At 40.0% G+C, this 16659-nt stretch carries 15 protein-coding genes; 6 read left to right on the top strand and 9 right to left on the bottom strand.

The genetic code is table 11. The features are described from left to right. Positions 1 to 141: 141 nt before the first annotated feature. From QM911_RS08905 to QM911_RS08865, 9 genes are all read right to left on the bottom strand, one after another. Positions 142 to 2793 carry a valine--tRNA ligase gene (locus QM911_RS08905; protein ID WP_414313774.1) on the bottom strand — a complete coding sequence of 884 codons (2652 nt, stop codon included), beginning with the start codon at positions 2791 to 2793 and terminating at the stop codon, positions 142 to 144. A 67-nt stretch (positions 2794 to 2860) separates the two neighbouring features. Further along, entirely contained in the window at positions 2861 to 3865 is a 1005-nt protein-coding gene (locus QM911_RS08900) for a virulence RhuM family protein (protein ID WP_414313773.1), read from the bottom strand. Between the two features lie 31 nt (positions 3866 to 3896). After that, positions 3897 to 5138 carry a hypothetical protein gene (locus tag QM911_RS08895; protein ID WP_414313772.1) on the bottom strand — a complete coding sequence of 414 codons (1242 nt, stop codon included), beginning with the start codon at positions 5136 to 5138 and terminating at the stop codon, positions 3897 to 3899. A gap of 296 nt (positions 5139 to 5434) precedes the next feature. After that, entirely contained in the window at positions 5435 to 5722 is a 288-nt protein-coding gene (locus QM911_RS08890; protein WP_414313771.1) for a nucleotidyltransferase, read from the bottom strand. Then, positions 5715 to 6125 carry a hypothetical protein gene (locus tag QM911_RS08885; protein WP_414313770.1) on the bottom strand — a complete coding sequence of 137 codons (411 nt, stop codon included), beginning with the start codon at positions 6123 to 6125 and terminating at the stop codon, positions 5715 to 5717. Before QM911_RS08885 ends, QM911_RS08890 begins: the two co-directional genes overlap by 8 nt. Before the next feature lie 13 nt (positions 6126 to 6138). Further along, positions 6139 to 7017: an SMEK domain-containing protein gene (locus tag QM911_RS08880; protein WP_414313769.1), complete on the bottom strand. Its 879-nt coding sequence runs from the start codon at positions 7015 to 7017 to the stop codon at positions 6139 to 6141. Then, on the bottom strand, positions 7014 to 7577 hold the full coding sequence (locus tag QM911_RS08875; protein WP_414313768.1) for a GNAT family N-acetyltransferase: 564 nt from the start codon (positions 7575 to 7577) through the stop codon (positions 7014 to 7016). The genes QM911_RS08880 and QM911_RS08875 overlap by 4 nt, the downstream gene beginning before the upstream one ends. Then, a complete protein-coding gene (locus tag QM911_RS08870; RefSeq protein WP_414313767.1) occupies positions 7564 to 8142 on the bottom strand; it encodes a flavin reductase family protein in 579 nt (192 codons plus the stop codon). The genes QM911_RS08875 and QM911_RS08870 overlap by 14 nt, the downstream gene beginning before the upstream one ends. 369 nt (positions 8143 to 8511) lie before the next feature. Further along, complete coding sequence (locus tag QM911_RS08865; protein WP_414313766.1) at positions 8512 to 8907, bottom strand: helix-hairpin-helix domain-containing protein; 396 nt, start codon at positions 8905 to 8907, stop codon at positions 8512 to 8514. 215 nt (positions 8908 to 9122) lie between these two features. On the opposite strand from QM911_RS08865, the gene QM911_RS08860 reads away from it, so the two are divergent. From QM911_RS08860 to QM911_RS08835, 6 genes are all read left to right on the top strand, one after another. Next, on the top strand, positions 9123 to 9875 hold the full coding sequence (locus QM911_RS08860) for an isoprenyl transferase (protein WP_414313765.1): 753 nt from the start codon (positions 9123 to 9125) through the stop codon (positions 9873 to 9875). 8 nt (positions 9876 to 9883) lie between these two features. After that, the gene (locus QM911_RS08855; RefSeq protein ID WP_414313764.1) at positions 9884 to 10687 is read left to right on the top strand and encodes a phosphatidate cytidylyltransferase; all 804 of its coding nucleotides are present in this window, start codon (positions 9884 to 9886) and stop codon (positions 10685 to 10687) included. 21 nt (positions 10688 to 10708) lie between these two features. Beyond that, a complete protein-coding gene (gene rseP, locus QM911_RS08850) occupies positions 10709 to 11965 on the top strand; it encodes an RIP metalloprotease RseP (RefSeq protein WP_414313763.1) in 1257 nt (418 codons plus the stop codon). 17 nt (positions 11966 to 11982) lie between these two features. After that, positions 11983 to 13836, top strand: a complete 1854-nt coding sequence (locus QM911_RS08845) for a proline--tRNA ligase (protein ID WP_414313762.1) — start codon at positions 11983 to 11985, stop codon at positions 13834 to 13836. A gap of 210 nt (positions 13837 to 14046) precedes the next feature. After that, positions 14047 to 15432, top strand: a complete 1386-nt coding sequence (locus QM911_RS08840) for a glycoside hydrolase family 1 protein (RefSeq protein WP_414313761.1) — start codon at positions 14047 to 14049, stop codon at positions 15430 to 15432. 153 nt (positions 15433 to 15585) lie between these two features. Then, complete coding sequence (locus QM911_RS08835) at positions 15586 to 16524, top strand: helix-turn-helix domain-containing protein (protein ID WP_414313760.1); 939 nt, start codon at positions 15586 to 15588, stop codon at positions 16522 to 16524. The last annotated feature ends 135 nt before the right edge of the window (positions 16525 to 16659 follow it).

The following is a 16659-nucleotide window of genomic DNA, read 5'->3' as shown; positions in this document are numbered from 1 at the left end:
TTCCAAACATTGGAAGCTGTCATTGATAAGCTTCAAGAAGTTATTCTAGGACTGGAAAAAAATGTTTTAAAGTCAACTGTCAGCAGACAATGGACGAGGTTGCTTTTTGAAAATAATTGAGTATAAGAGATTTTTTTATGTTTATTTCACCAACTTCTTCATCTCATCAATACGTGCTACGGTCGCGTCGTATTTAGCTTGGTAGTCGGCTTGTTTGTCGCGTTCTTTTTGGACGACTTCTGGTTTGGCATTGGCTACGAAGCGTTCGTTAGAGAGCTTCTTACCGACCATGTCCAGTTCTTTTTGCCATTTAGCCAGTTCCTTGTCGAGACGAGCGAGTTCTTCTTCGACATTGAGGAGGTCTGCCAGTGGCAAGTAGATTTCTGCTCCTGTGATGACGCTTGACATTGCAAGTTCAGGTGCAGGGATGTTTGATGCGATTTCCAAGTGTTCTGGATTTGTGAAGCGTTTGATGTAGTTGACATTGCTGTTAAAGAAGGCTTCCAAGTCGCTATCACTTGTCTTCACAAGGATGGTGATTGGCTTGCTTGGTGCAACATTTACTTCAGCACGCGCATTACGAACAGCACGGATCAAGTCTTTGAGGCTTTCGACACCCGTGTGAGCAGCAAGGTCTTCAAAGGCTGGGTTGACAGTTGGGTATGCTGCTGTAACGATAGAGCCTTCTGAGATTTGTCCAAAGATTTCTTCTGTCACGAATGGCATGATTGGGTGGAGGAGACGAAGGATCTTGTCCAAAGTATAAAGGAGAACAGAACGTGTGATGACTTTCTCTTCTTCGTTATCGCTATAAAGGACTTCCTTGGTCAACTCAACGTACCAGTCCGCAAACTCGTCCCAGATGAAGTTGTAGAGGATGTGTCCAGCCACACCAAATTCAAACTTGTCAAAGTTTTCAGTAACTTTGCCGATAGTTTCATTGAGGTTGTGGAGAATCCAACGGTCTGTAACGTTTCCAGCTTCCTTGTTGACAACTTTTTCCACGTTGGCAGTTGCTTGCTCAAGGGTCAAGCCTTCATTGTTCATGAGGATGTAGCGAGAGATGTTCCAAATCTTGTTAATGAAGTTCCATGAAGCATCCATTTTCTCGTAAGAGAAGCGCACGTCTTGACCTGGTGCAGAACCGTTTGAAAGGAACCAACGAAGGGCATCGGCACCGTATTTCTCGATGACATCCATTGGGTCAATCCCGTTACCGAGAGATTTAGACATCTTACGTCCTTGCTCGTCACGAATGAGTCCGTGGATCAGAACGTTTTGGAACGGCTGACGACCAGTGAATTCCAAGGATTGGAAGATCATACGAGACACCCAGAAGAAGATGATGTCGTAACCTGTTACCAAGGTTGAGGTTGGGAAGTAGCGCTTGAAGTCTTCTGAGTCGACATCAGGCCAGCCCATGGTTGAGAATGGCCAAAGGGCAGAACTGAACCACGTATCCAAGACGTCTTCGTCTTGAGTCCATCCGTCACCTTCTGGAGCTTCTTCGCCGACATACATTTTACCCTCAGCATTGTACCAAGCAGGGATTTGGTGACCCCACCAGAGCTGACGAGAGATAACCCAGTCGTGGACATTTTCCATCCATTGAAGGAAGGTATCGTTGAAACGAGGTGGGTAGAATTCAACCTTGTCCTCTGTATCTTGGTTGGCAATGGCATTCTTAGCCAATTGGTCCATCTTAACGAACCATTGCGTAGACAAGCGTGGCTCAACCACAACACCTGTACGCTCTGAGTGACCAACACTGTGGACACGTTTTTCGATTTTAACGAGAGCACCGATTTCTTCCAACTTAGCAACGACTGCCTTACGAGCTTCAAAACGGTCCATGCCTGCAAATTCGAAGGCCAAGTCATTCATGGTTCCGTCGTCGTTCATGACGTTGACTTGTGGCAAGTTATGACGTTGACCAACCAAGAAGTCGTTTGGATCGTGGGCAGGCGTGATTTTCACGACACCAGTACCAAACTCAGGATCAGCGTGCTCGTCCCCAACGATTGGGATTAGTTTATTAGCGATTGGAAGGATGACGTTTTTACCGATCAAGTCCTTGTAGCGTGGGTCTTCTGGATTGACCGCAACGGCAACGTCTCCAAACATAGTCTCAGGACGAGTTGTCGCAACCTCAAGGGCGCGTGAGCCATCTTCCAACATGTAGTTCATGTGGTAGAAGGCACCTTCCACATCCTTGTGAATGACCTCGATATCAGAAAGGGCTGTACGGGCTGCTGGGTCCCAGTTGATGATAAACTCACCACGGTAGATCCAGCCTTTCTTGTAAAGGTCCACAAAGACCTTACGAACAGCTTTTGACAAACCTTCGTCAAGCGTGAAACGCTCGCGAGAGTAGTCTACAGAAAGACCCATCTTGCCCCATTGTTCCTTGATAGTAGTGGCATATTCGTCTTTCCATTCCCAGACTTTGTCAAGGAATTTTTCACGACCGAGGTCATAACGACTAATGCCCTCACCACGCAAGCGCTCCTCAACCTTAGCCTGAGTTGCAATCCCAGCGTGGTCCATCCCTGGAAGCCAAAGCGTATCAAAGCCTTGCATGCGTTTTTGACGGATGATGATATCTTGCAACGTTGTATCCCAAGCGTGACCGAGGTGGAGTTTACCAGTCACGTTTGGTGGTGGAATAACGATAGAATAAGGCTTAGCCTTTTTATCGCCTGAAGGCTTGAAAACATCCGCATCAAGCCATTTTTGGTAACGACCAGCCTCAACCTCGGCTGGATTGTATTTAGGTGAAAGTTCTTTAGACATGTGTTTGTCCTTTCTAGTTAATATCTTTAAATAAAATTAGTATGTAGGAGATAAACTTTGATTCAACTCATCTTGTTTTTCTCATTATCTTCATAATCTGTTTATCAAAGTCTGATATAATTTTTTGAGTTCGGTTAAATTTTTCATACTCCTGGATGGCTTTTGAGTCTGCTTGTTTCTTGGAAATACTTCCTTTTCCTTCTAAAATTTCGTACTCATTAAAAGATAGAAAGCGATCAATACTATCTGCCAATCCTCGCATTGTAAAAGTATTACGGCGCTCAACCAAACCCTCGATATAATCAAAATAGGCTGTAACAGTTCGCTCTAGTTGTCGAATTTCTTTTTCTTGCAAATAATTTTTGGCTACTGTTACATCTGATTTGAGTACTCGTCCATCAGGTGCATTCTTCCAAGTCGTTAAGCCCATTTTTTCTTTACTTGCATCGGCTTGCTGATAGATAATTTCTGCAGCCGTACTTCCAGTAATTGCATAATGAAATTTATTTTGCACCATAGCATAGAAGTTTTTAGTAATATCTGAGTTTCTATCATAATCTATGGCACATTCAGCAAAGATATCCGTAATTTGTTGATAAATTCGGCGCTCGCTAGAACGAATAGAACGAATCCGTTCTAAAAGCTCACGGAAATAATCTTGTCCGAAAACTGTCTGTCCTTGTTTCAAGCGTTCATCATCTAAAACAAAACCTTTGATGATAAATTCTTTCAAGGTCTTAGTTGCCCAAATTCTAAATTGAGTAGCCTTGCTGGAATTTACACGATAGCCAACTGAAATGATAGCATCCAGATTGTAATATTCAAGTTCACGCCGAACAGTTCTATTTCCCTCTTGTTGAACCTGTGCAAATTTTGCACAAGTTGACACCTTATCCAACTCACCACTATCATAAATGTTTTTTAAGTGCTTTGTAATGACACTTCGTTCAACTCCAAAGAGCTCTGCAAGACCTTTTTGAGTCAACCAAAGATTTTCATCTTGTAAAAGAATATCTAGCTGAACGTCGCCATTGGGTGTAGTATACAGGATGAAATTAGAAATTTCATTCAAGCCAATTCCACCTCCCCCCTTCAATAAACAATTACTTCTCGTTCTTAAACTGTATACCGTTTTCTTTCAGTTTTTGAACGGTAGCGGGACCAATTCCCTTCAAAGCGAGAACTTCTTTTTCGGTCCATTTTTTGAAATCTGTAGACCTACGAATCCCATTTTCAACAAAGATGTGAACAAGATCCATCCGGATTCCCTTCATTTTTTCCTCGCTCATAAAGGAGTACCAGTCGTTTACCTTGGATAAATTTCTTATCATACTAGAATGCTTCGAAAATACTGGTTTACGACGGAACTTCTTGGCCTCGTTTGTTAGAAATTTTGTTAAAATAATATTTTCTAGTAAATAATCAAATAGAGGATACAAACTAGCTTGTAACGATTCAACTGAATTTGGGCAATAACATTCTTGGTCTTCGATATCTATAACTTTGAATTGCCAATCTTCCTCTATAAAGAATTCAACAGCTTCATCATTTATTTCCACTAATTTTGCAAATAGCTGACTAGCTTCCTCAATTTTTCCTTGAGAAAAAGCAGAGATGATGGCATGAATAAGAATGGTATCGTCCCGTTTCCCGTTATTTAATTCTTCGCGGTAGAAGCGCTCAACCTTTAGTTCCTGACCAGTAATATGATACAAGGAAAGCATACAGAAGACAAAATTAGGAGGAAAACGTTCTGGTCGCTTACTCAAATATAGATTAATCAATTCTAAAGCCTTATAATTTAAGTTCTCCGTCATATAATATTCAATCAGAAACATAAGAGCAGACAGGATAGGGCGTGCTTCAAAATAATTCCAACTATTGTATCCGTTCATTTTCCATTTTTCTAAAACTAGAATTTCAAAATCCAATACTTTTTTAAAGCTTGGCAAATCAAAATCTTCAACTTCTGATAAGAATAGGTGGAAATCAGCAGCAAAATAATCTGGATTGATTTTTAAAACTTGCTTTAACAGTTTATTTCGCTTCTGTGTATTCGGAGTATGCATGGCTTCTCTAAATAAAGCATGATCTTCATGCCAGTCAAAAATTCCATGTGTCAGTTGGTAATTGATTAGCTGAACATCTGGATACTCTCCGTGTTCATCAGCATATTGCATCACTGCTGTATGTAGTTCATCGAAATTTTGAATGGTCCGACGTTCTACAAAAGTTGGATTTTTGGCCATGATTTCTGTCCAAGCAGCCTCTTCTTCAGAAATAACTTTGATATCCAACTTTTGCTGGCGTTTTAATTCTTTTTTTCTATTTTTCTTTTTAGCCATCTATTTTCTCCTCTAACTCATTCTTCAATAGGTCCTATCTCAACTACCTTAGAGATATAAGCATTAATGGGTAAATCACTTTCTCAGCGATTTGTTGACTTTGAAGGTTGTACCCAAAGCGTAAGCAAGGTGGAATTTATAAGAAATGTTTGGTCGTGGAATAACGCACGAAAAAGATTGAGACTTTTGAACTCCTTGAGTCTTAAGAACATCTTCTTGAAGTTGTTTTTGTTAACGAACAGCCTAAACATAGGATGGGGGGTTAGGTGGAAGTTGTTTAGATATGTGTGTTCTCCTTAATATATTCTTGAATAATGTATTTGTTCTAAAAGTTTTTTTTCTTTTTCTTCATTTTCTGACAAAACAGTGATATCAATATTTTTATGATACTGATTATACAGATAATCTGTAATATTTCTTTTTAACATTAAGAGTTCTCTTTGATTGTTTTTTTCACTATTGTTATAGATTAACAATAAATCAATATCGTTGAAAAATTTATTCTCTAAAGAAGAGCCAAAATGATAAAGTTCAAACCGAATCTTCACGTTTAATATTTTTTTTAATTCTATATCATCAATCAAACTTATAACCATATTCCCCGTAAAGCCTCTTACCATCTTTTTCATCAATTCCAGTATAATATTGAGATGGATCTAGAAAGTTTAATGCACCCATAAATTCACGAAATGTAAATAACCCAAATTGATTTTCTAAAGCATATCTTTTTGCTTCGGATGTATAGCTATTCCACATGCTAATAGTTACTAAAGCATTAAAACCTTCATCAATTTTTTCAACAACATCATTAATTGATACAGTGTATTTATCAGTTAGCCACACTAGATATTCACTACCATTTTGAAGAACAAGGTTATAAACAAATTCTTCTATTATTTCATAATCAACAATATTAGAATGTCTTTTTAACCCTTGTTCAAAGAAGCGAACGGATTCTTGGTTGGGTTCGTCTCTAAAATTAAGCATATTATTTTTCTCCTTAATTACTAACAATTTTTTCCAACATCTTAGGAAATTCTTCTGGAAATGGTTCGTAAACATTTGAATCTAATCGCTCTTTATTATTTTGTTCAAATGATGTTACATTTAATTCAAACTTATGAAATAATAACTTTTCTTTTCGACTAAAAAGCAACTTATACTTTTGATATATATTTAAGATTTTCTTATTATTTTCAATAATTTTCATCTTTGATTCACACCATTTTTTAAATGAAGCTTCGCTCATTGGACTATTTAAAGCAACGTCTGACTTTGGACCATACTTGTAAAATATTTGACTATTTTCATCTAAAATTTCAAGTATAATTTCTGATATTTCCATTTTTGAAGTACTATTATTTACTTTATTTTCTTTAGTTAGATAACTTCTAATAATATTAAGTATCTCATCCTGATCATTTGGATTCAAATCTTGATAATATTTTATTAAATCATCTGTCAGAAGAATATTCGTTTTAGGATTAAAACTTAGTTGTGGAATACAGTTATATTTGCCTTTTTTTATATTACTATTTTGTTTGCCAACAAAAACAAAATAAAGCTCAAATCCTTTATAATCATCTTTCAATAATTCTTTTTTGGAAATTGTACTATGTATTTTTTGATTCTCACATGTACAAGAAACTTGCACAAGAATATTATTAGATTTATCAATTAAATCAATTGCTTCAAAGTTAGCATGAGCTATGTTTAAATTTTTTAATTCCCAAGAAAACAATTTATTCAAAATTTCTTTATAAAATGATTCAGCTAATACAGCATTATCAAGTAAATTAAGCTTTGCTCTTTTCTCAATAATCTCATTTAAATCTCTTAATGCTAATATGAATTCATCAATATTATCACTTGTGTTCATATATTAACCTCCCACTCACTCCTCAGCAATCCGTATCTCAAATCATCACAACGATTGCCCTGAGCATCTTTCCGGTCTCTTATGCGAGCTTCAAGGGTGAAACCAAGTTTCTCAGCGACTCGTTGACTTTGGACATTGTAACCAAAACAAGTTAGTTCAATCTTGTGTAGGTTCAATTCTTTAAAAGCTAAATCAATCAAGGTACGTGCTGCTTCGGGCACAAAGCCTCGGCCCCAATAGTCTGGGTGCAAGGTATAGCCAATTTCCAGCACATCGTCTTCGTAGCGACGGGGAAAATCGACAGAACCAATGATTGTATCGGTCCCTTTAATCACAATTCCATAGCCTGCTGGGAGATTATCCTTTTGATTACGCTCGGGAAGGATATGTTCTAGGTAATAAATCTCATCTTCCAAGGTCTTGACGGGTGGAAACCCTGCTGGGTAAGAGACTTCTGGACGACTGGCATAGCCAAAGATATCCTCAGCATCCGCCACTGTACGTACTCGCAAGACCAGTCGCTCCGTTTCGATTTGTTCTGGCAGTTCAGTTCTTGTCATTCTTCTTCCTCGCTTTCTTGATGAAGCTCCCCATAGGATCGACTCGGTCATCTAGATAACGATAAACGCGCTGATGGCCATCCCCCATAAAGTAGGTAGGCGCAAAGTGGTCATTTTTAAAATGGCCCTTGTCATCTAAGAGCTCTTGGTCAGCCAGTCGCTCAATAATCTTAGCAAAGATATGACAGATGCCATCTTCCTCAATAATCCGATCTACCTGACAGTCCAATACGACTGGACAAGCCTCCAAAATCGGTGCCTGAGTTCGTTCAGAAATCTCGTAGTCAAGCCCTAGGTGTTTTAATTTCTCCCGATGGCTGATAAAGCCAGCCTGCTCCATCTCAAGCATGAGGTTTTCGTCAGGGATGTTCACAGAGAACTTCTGGTAATGCTTAATCTGGTCAGCCGCATTTTCCTCAGCACCAACACCGATGACCAGCCAATCGCCCAGGCTATAAGAGGAACTGCAGGTCGTGATATTGTGCCCAAAGTTCTGGTCCTGATATCCCAAGATGAAGATTGGAAAACCATAGTAGAGTTTGCTGGTTTTAAAAGATTGTTTCATGACAACTTCCTTTGACTAGGGGTCTAAAATAAAAATCGTCCCTGCCATCAATCTGACAGGGACGAATGTGTTAATCCGCGGTACCACCCAATTTCGGGCAGATGCCCGCAACTTTAATCTTCTTGTTTCTCTTTTATGACGTCGTTAGCTCGTCTTGCCGTACTTGAGTACAGCCTGCAACTCGCTGTCTAGTCCTAAAAGGAAACAAAAAGATTTAGATTTCAATTTTTATTTCATCCATTAGCAACCAGTTTTGACACATTTGTGGACTTCTCAGCACCGCCACTTTCTGTAAAATGTGGGACTCAAAACACCTCTAATGGCTTTATTTTAACAAGTTTTTGACGGAAAAGCAAGGAACAAGAAAGATTACTTGAACTTAATGCCGTTTTCTTTTAATTTCTTGATAGTAGCTGGACCAATTCCTTTCAAAGCAAGGAGTTCTTTTTCTGTCCAGTTTTTGAAGTCAGCAGCAGACTTGATCCCTTCATCATAGAAAGTCTTGGCGCGGTCAACTGAAAGTCCCCCTAGGTTAGCTGCGAAATCTTCTACAGAAGTAGCAACTTTTTGTGCTTGTTCTTTAGTTACTTCTACAGTTTTTTCAACCTTCTTAGAGACAGTTTTACCTGCATCACTTGCCGCTTTTTCAGCATGTTTCACGACTTTCTTTGTTTCTTCGATAACCTTGTTTACAGTATTTGAAAAAGCACCTGAGCGACGAAGGCTGTTTCTCAATTGTTTTTTACGTTGGAGTGTCTTTGACATGATAAAATCCTTTCAATAAAAAATCCCTGTGGCTGAACAAGGATTGAATCTCTATGGTTTTATTGTATCAACTTTCTTTAGGAATTGCAAGGCTTGATATACTGGAGGTGCAGGATATATATGGAAAATTTCGCCTTAGAATAATGGATGATAATAGAAGAAAAGTGAAAAATATGGTATAATGAAATGATAGATTTTTGAATAGGAATACAATCATGTTTGGATTTTTAAAAAAAGATAAAGCAATAGAAACCCCCACAATGATGCCAGATCACATCGGTGTGATCATGGATGGGAATGGCCGTTGGGCTAAAAAACGGATGCAACCGAGAGTTTTTGGCCATAAGGCTGGAATGGATGCTTTAAGAAAGGTAGCGATTGCTGCTAGTGATATGGGCGTCAAAGCCTTGACAGTCTATGCCTTTTCAACTGAAAACTGGACCCGTCCAGATCAGGAAGTCAAATTTATCATGAACTTACCTGTTGAATTTTATGATAAGTATGTCCCCGAATTGCACCAAAAAAACATGAAGATTCAAATGATCGGGGAGACTGATCGTTTACCAAAACAGACTTTTGATGCCTTGAAAAAGGCAGAAGAGCTGACTAAGTTAAATACAGGATTGATTCTCAATTTTGCCCTTAATTATGGCGGACGAGCTGAGATTACACAAGCTGTCAAGCTAATTGCGCAGGATGTTTTAGATGCTAAAATCAACCCTGGTGGTATCACAGAAGAGTTGATTGGAGAATACCTCTTTACGGGGCGTTTGCCGAAAATTTTGCGTGACCCGGACTTAATTATCCGAACTAGTGGGGAGCTTCGTTTGAGTAATTTCTTGCCTTGGCAGGCTGCTTATAGCGAGCTCTATTTCACGGATGTCTTGTGGCCTGACTTTGATGAGGAAGCCTTGAAAGAAGCTATTATCGAGTACAATCGTCGCAACCGTCGCTTTGGAGGAGTGTAGGAGATATTATGATAAAGGATTTACAAAAGAGAACTCTCTTTGCTATCTTAGCCTTGGCTATCTTTATACCAATCTTAGCGATTGGGGGATTATGGCTCCAGATTGTCATGGGACTTGTGGCTATGTTGGGAGTCCATGAGTTGCTTCGCATGAAGGGGTTAAATACCATGACACCTGAAGGACTCTTGACCTTACTAGCAACCTTTTTTCTAACCATTCCCTTGGAAAATTACTTGAAGTTTTTGCCTGTAGATGGGAACGTTGTTGCTTATAGTGTCGTGATTCTCATTTTGCTAGGAGCAACGGTTTTTAGCAAGAACTATACCATTGAGGATGCTGTTTTTCCGATTGCCATGAGTTTTTATGTTGGCTTTGGCTTTAATGCTTTGGTTGATGCTCGTATTGCAGGTTTGGATAAGGCTCTTTTGGGACTGTGTATGGTCTGGGCAACTGATAGTGGTGCTTATCTGGTAGGGATGAAGTTTGGTAAGAGAAAACTAGCTCCGAGAGTTTCCCCTAACAAGACCATAGAGGGTGCTATAGGAGGTATCTTGGCTGCTATGCTAGTGACTTTGATCTTTATGCTAGTTGATAGCACTGTCGCTTTACCTTATGGGATTTACAAAATGATGGTCTTTGCTATTTTCTTTAGTCTAGCCGGTCAGTTGGGGGATTTGATTGAAAGTGCCATGAAACGCCACTTTGGTGTCAAAGATTCAGGCAAGTTTATCCCTGGTCATGGTGGGGTACTGGATCGTTTTGACTGTATGCTAGTCGTTTTCCCTATTATGCATCTCTTTGGCTTATTTTAAGGAAGGGTAAATAGAAATTAAATGATAGGATTACTAACCTTTATCCTTGTTTTTGGAATTATCGTGGTGGTTCACGAGTTCGGACATTTTTACTTTGCCAAGAAGTCTGGCATTCTCGTGCGTGAATTTGCCATTGGTATGGGGCCCAAGATCTTTGCCCATATCGGAAAAGATGGGACTGCTTATACTATTCGTCTCCTGCCACTTGGTGGTTACGTTCGGATGGCAGGTTGGGGTGAAGATACGACAGAAATTAAGACTGGAACTCCTGCAAGCCTAACATTGGCAGCGGATGGTAAGGTCAAACGCATCAATCTCTCTGGTAAAAAGGTTGACCAGACAGCTCTGCCTATGCAGGTCACTCAGTTTGATTTTGAGGATAAACTCTTTATTAGAGGCTTGGTCTTAGAAGAGGAAAAGACTTTCTCAGTAGACCATGATGCGACCATTGTGGAAGCTGATGGAACGGAAGTTCGTATCGCTCCCTTAGACGTCCAATATCAGAATGCGACTGTCTGGGGCAAATTGATTACCAACTTTGCAGGTCCTATGAATAACTTTATTCTAGGAGTCGTCGTTTTCTGGATCTTGATTTTCATGCAAGGTGGCGTCCGTGATACGCAAACGAATAACTTCAGTATTATTCCAGATAGCGCTTTGGCTAGGGTTGGTGTTGAAAATACGGCCCAAATCACTAAAGTCGGCAGTTATGAGATTTCAAACTGGTCAGATTTGATTCAGGCGGTCGATGCAGAAACCAAGGACAAAACAGCGCCCGTTTTGGATGTGACGGTTTCTGAAAATGGAACTGAAAAACAAGTGAGTGTGACACCTGAAGAAAGCCAAGGTCGTTATATACTGGGTGTTCAGCCAAGGCTCAAATCAGATATCTGGTCTATGTTTATGGGCGGATTTACAACTGCGGCAGATTCAGCTTTACGTATCCTGAATGCTTTGAAAAGCTTGATCTTCCAACCTGATTTGAATAAATTAGGTGGCCCCGTTGCTATCTTTAAGGCAAGCAGTGATGCCGCTAAAAATGGTCTTGAGAATGTCTTGTTCTTCTTGGCTATGATTTCCATCAATATCGGGATTTTCAATCTGATTCCAATCCCTGCGCTCGACGGTGGAAAAATCGTGCTCAATATCCTAGAAGCTATCCGTCGCAAACCACTAAAACAAGAAATTGAAACCTATGTCACTCTGGTCGGAGTTGTCATTATGGTCGTTTTGATGATCGCCGTAACTTGGAATGACATCATGCGAACCTTCTTTTAAGAATTAGAGGAGTCATTATGAAACAAAGTAAAATGCTTATTCCAACGCTTCGCGAAATGCCAAGCGATGCTCAAGTTATCAGCCACGCCCTTATGTTGCGTGCTGGTTATGTTCGCCAAGTATCAGCAGGAGTTTACTCTTACCTACCGCTTGCTAACCGTGTTATCGAAAAAGCCAAGAAGATTATGCGTCAAGAGTTTGACAAGATGGGTGCTGTTGAGATGTTGGCTCCAGCCCTTCTTAGTGCAGATCTTTGGCGTGAATCTGGCCGTTATGAAACCTACGGAGAAGACTTGTACAAATTGAAAAACCGTGAGAAGTCAGACTTCATCTTGGGGCCAACTCACGAAGAAACTTTTACAGCTATTGTCCGTGATTCTGTCAAGTCTTACAAGCAATTGCCACTGAATTTGTATCAAATCCAGCCTAAGTATCGTGATGAAAAACGTCCACGTAATGGACTTCTTCGGACCCGTGAGTTCATCATGAAAGACGGTTATAGCTTCCATGCTAACTACGATAGTTTGGATGTTACTTATGATGAGTACAAGGCAGCCTATGAGCGTATCTTCACTCGTAGTGGTTTGGACTTTAAAGCTATCATCGGTGACGGTGGAGCCATGGGTGGTAAGGATAGTCAAGAATTTATGGCCATCACACCTGCTCGTACAGACCTTGACCGTTGGGTGGTATTAGATAAGTCTGTTGCATCATTTGACGAAATTCCTGATCAAGTGCAAGAAGAAATCAAGGCAGAATTGCTCAAATGGATGGTTTCTGGTGAAGATACCATTGCCTACTCAAGTGAATCAAGCTATGCAGCCAACTTGGAAATGGCAACCAACGAGTACAAACCGAGCAACCGTGTTGTGACTGAAGATCAAGTGGCTCGCGTGGAAACACCAGGTGTCAAATCAATTGATGAAGTCGCAGCCTTCTTGAATATCTCTGAAGAGCAGACAATCAAGACCTTGGTTTATATCGCAGATGAAGAGCCAGTTGTGGCTCTACTTGTCGGCAATGACCAACTCAATGAAGTTAAGTTTAAAAACTACCTTGGAGCAGATTTCTTAGAACCTGCAACTGAGGCAGAAGTGAAAGAATTGTTGGGAGCGGACTTTGGTTCACTTGGCCCAGTAAATCTTCCAGAAAATGTCAAGATTATCGCAGACCGCAAGGTACAAGATAGCCGCAATGCTGTAGTGGGGGCTAACGAAGATGGCTACCACTTGACTGGTGTAAACCCAGGTCGTGATTTCACTGCTGAGTATGTGGATATCCGTGAAGTCCGTGAGGGTGAAATTTCTCCTGATGGACAAGGCGTTCTCAACTTTGCGCGTGGTATCGAGATTGGTCACATCTTCAAACTCGGAACTCGTTACTCAGCAAGCATGGGAGCAGATGTCTTGGATGAAAATGGTCGTGCTGTGCCAATCATCATGGGTTGCTACGGTATCGGTGTCAGCCGTCTCCTTTCAGCAGTTATGGAGCAACACGCTCGCCTCTTTGTTAACAAAACTCCAAAAGGTGAATACCGTTACGCTTGGGGAATCAACTTCCCTAAAGAATTGGCACCGTTTGATGTACACTTGATTCCAGTTAATATCAAGGATGAAGCAAGTCTTGATTTGACTAATCGTATCGAAGAAGCCTTAGTCAACAAAGGATACGAAGTCTTGACAGATGACCGTAACGAACGTGTCGGTGTTAAATTCAGTGATAGCGACTTGATTGGTCTTCCAATCCGTATCACTGTTGGTAAAAAAGCAGCTGACGGTATCGTAGAAGTGAAGATCAAGGCGACAGGAGATACAATCGAAGTTCACGCAGATAACTTGCTTGAAACTCTTGAAATCCTAACAAATAAATAAAATCTATAATCAGAAGAAAAACAAGACAAAAATGTAACTAGTTTTTGCCTTGTTTTTTCTGTATAATGAGAGAAAGTAAGACTCAATGAAAATCAAAGAGCAAACTAGGAAACTAGCCGCAGGTTGCTCAAAACACCGTTTTGAGGTTGCAGATGGAAGCTGACGTGGTTTGAAGAGAATTTCGATGAGTATAAATAAAGAGGTAGTACTATGCTAAAATTTCCAAAGGATTTTGTCTGGGGTTCCTCAACTTCTGGACCACAGACAGAAGGACGAGTGTCTGGTGACGGCAAGGGAGATAATCTCTGGGATTATTGGTTTCAAGTAGAGCCAAATCGTTACTACAATGGTATTGGACCAGACAAAACGTCGACCTTCTATGAAAACTGGGAAAAGGATATCGAACTCTTGTTAGAAACTGGGCATACAGCCTTCCGGACTTCTATCCAGTGGTCTCGTATTTTCCCACAGGGTCGTGGAGAAGTCAACCCTCAAGGTGTGGCGTTCTACCGTCAGGTCTTTGAAGCTATTAAGGCCAAGGGAATCCGTCTCTTAGTCAATCTTTATCACTTTGATCTGCCTTTTACCCTTCAAGAAGATGGCGATGGTTGGGAAAATAAGGCGACCATCAAGGCTTATGAAGACTATGCGCGTTTCTGTTTTGAAACTTATGGAGACTTGGTAGATCAATGGATTACCTTCAATGAGCCTATCGTTCCTGTAGAGTTTGGCTATTTCTATGATGCCCATTATCCTCATAAGGTAGATGCCAAAGCAGCGGTTCAGGTAGCCTATAACACTCAACTGGCCAGCACTCTTGCGGTGAAGGCCTGCCATGAGGTCTTACCTGGTTCTAAGATTGGAATTGTCCTAAACTTGACACCAGCCTATCCACGTAGTCAGCATCCTGCGGATGTCAAAGCTGCACGCATTGCTGATCTATTTCAAGCTCAATCTTTCCTAGATCCATCTGTCTTGGGAACTTATCCAGAAGAATTGGTGGAAATTTTAGCTGAGCATGATTTGCTGCCAGATTCTACAGCTGAGGAGTTGGAACTTATTCGTGAGCACACAGTAGATTTCCTTGGAGTCAACTACTACCAACCCTTGCGTGTCATGGCGCCACGTTTTGCTAAGCATCCTGACAGTCCGCTCTTGCCAGAGCATTTCTATGAACCTTATGTCATGCCTGGTCGTAAGATCAATCCGCACCGTGGCTGGGAAATCTATGAACAAGGAATCTATCATATTGCTCAAAATATCAAGGAAAACTATGGCAATATCGAGTGGATGTTGACAGAGAATGGGATGGGCGTTGAAGGTGAAGATAAATTCCGTGAAAATGGCATGATTCAGGATGATTACCGAATCGACTTTGTTAAAGGGCATCTGGCTGAGCTTCATCGTGCCATCGAAGACGGTGCTAACTGTAAAGGCTACTTGATCTGGACCTTTATCGACTGCTGGTCATGGCTCAACAGCTATAAAAACCGCTATGGTTTAGTCGAACTTGACTTAGAAACACAAGAACGTCGCTTGAAAAAATCAGGCCATTGGTTCCGTGAATTGAGCCAGCAGAATGGATTTGAGGAGTAAGTGATAGACAATTTAAATCTGTTGGTATGAGCAGAGATGATAGTTATCATCTCTTGAATATGGGTGTTTAATTACATTTTAGTTACATTTGTTAAGTATTTAACTTTGAAGTTCAAAATATGTTATAATAGCACCAATATATGTATATGAAAGATGGGAACTGATAAAGTGGATTTCAAGACAGAATTGGGCCAAAGAATTCAAACTCTTCGTGAAAGCAAGGGCTTAAGTAGACAAGCAATCTGTGGTATTGAAGATCTATTAACGACGCGTCAACTCCAGAGAATTGAAAAGGGTCAGTCTTTACCAACGATTGCAACGGCAAAGTATATTGCTGAGCAACTAGGTGTTTCTCTAGACAAGCTAACGAATCAAACTAGTTTAGAATTGCCAGCAGAATATCTGAACCTTAAGTATCAATTGCGGACTTTATACCATTATGGAGATCAAGATCGTCTTCATCAGCATGAAGAAATTATTGAGAACATTTATGAAAATTATTTTGAAAGTTTGCCAGAAGAGGAGCAGTTATCTGTTCAGGTTGCTCAGGCAACTGTTGACATGATCGGGGCTAAAGATCCTTCGTTTGACCAAGGTTTGTTAGATGAGTACTTAGAGCAGGTAATGAAGAAAAAAAAATTAAGTCTCAATGATGTGGAGATTATTCAATTGCGCTTACTTTCCTTAGCGCTAGGGGAATTTAATCAGGAAGAATTTATTGATTTACTGAGTAAAGTAATGTTAGCTGTGGCTTATTTTCCTTTATCAGAGCTTGAAAAAGTACAAAATACTATTATTTCCGCTGCAGGCGTGTTAGCTCATTATGGGATATACGAGATGTTGCCAGATATTGTTAAAGTCTTAAATGATATTATGACAAAGAGACATGATTTTCAGGATAATATTTTTGTTTATGCTTTAAATTGGAAAGTTGCTTTATTTATAAAAGATGATCTAGAAAAAGCAAAAGATGATTATCAAAAAGTATGCTTGATGGCAGATTTATTATCTGAGGATCTGGTGATGAGAAATATGAAAGAAGAATGGATAGAAGATTTAGGGAAAAAGGGGCTTAATTTTACTGATGTTTAAAAAGAGTGCTTATACTCAATTATTTTCAAAAAGCAACCTCGTCCATTGTCTGCTGACAGTTGACTTTAAAACATTTTTTTCCAGTCCTAGAATAACTTCTTGAAGCTTATCAATGACAGCTTCCAATGTTTGGAA

This window comes from Streptococcus infantis, assembly GCF_047460825.1.
Lineage (GTDB): Bacteria > Bacillota > Bacilli > Lactobacillales > Streptococcaceae > Streptococcus > Streptococcus infantis_V.
This window is presented reverse-complemented; position numbering and strand designations above follow the sequence as displayed.

What these genes read in the sequence shown, in the direction of transcription:
- QM911_RS08840 (WP_414313761.1), top strand. Translation starts at nt 14,047, where the DNA reads ATGCTAAAATTTCCAAAGGATTTTGTCTGGGGTTCCTCAACTTCTGGA.
- QM911_RS08835 (WP_414313760.1), top strand. Translation starts at nt 15,586, where the DNA reads ATGGGAACTGATAAAGTGGATTTCAAGACAGAATTGGGCCAAAGAATT.
- QM911_RS08895 (WP_414313772.1), bottom strand. Translation starts at nt 5,138, where the DNA reads ATGGCTAAAAAGAAAAATAGAAAAAAAGAATTAAAACGCCAGCAAAAG.
- QM911_RS08870 (WP_414313767.1), bottom strand. Translation starts at nt 8,142, where the DNA reads ATGAAACAATCTTTTAAAACCAGCAAACTCTACTATGGTTTTCCAATC.
- QM911_RS08885 (WP_414313770.1), bottom strand. Translation starts at nt 6,125, where the DNA reads ATGCTTAATTTTAGAGACGAACCCAACCAAGAATCCGTTCGCTTCTTT.
- QM911_RS08905 (WP_414313774.1), bottom strand. Translation starts at nt 2,793, where the DNA reads ATGTCTAAAGAACTTTCACCTAAATACAATCCAGCCGAGGTTGAGGCT.
- QM911_RS08875 (WP_414313768.1), bottom strand. Translation starts at nt 7,577, where the DNA reads ATGACAAGAACTGAACTGCCAGAACAAATCGAAACGGAGCGACTGGTC.
- QM911_RS08855 (WP_414313764.1), top strand. Translation starts at nt 9,884, where the DNA reads ATGATAAAGGATTTACAAAAGAGAACTCTCTTTGCTATCTTAGCCTTG.
- QM911_RS08865 (WP_414313766.1), bottom strand. Translation starts at nt 8,907, where the DNA reads ATGTCAAAGACACTCCAACGTAAAAAACAATTGAGAAACAGCCTTCGT.
- rseP (WP_414313763.1), top strand. Translation starts at nt 10,709, where the DNA reads ATGATAGGATTACTAACCTTTATCCTTGTTTTTGGAATTATCGTGGTG.
- QM911_RS08880 (WP_414313769.1), bottom strand. Translation starts at nt 7,017, where the DNA reads ATGAACACAAGTGATAATATTGATGAATTCATATTAGCATTAAGAGAT.
- QM911_RS08845 (WP_414313762.1), top strand. Translation starts at nt 11,983, where the DNA reads ATGAAACAAAGTAAAATGCTTATTCCAACGCTTCGCGAAATGCCAAGC.
- QM911_RS08860 (WP_414313765.1), top strand. Translation starts at nt 9,123, where the DNA reads ATGTTTGGATTTTTAAAAAAAGATAAAGCAATAGAAACCCCCACAATG.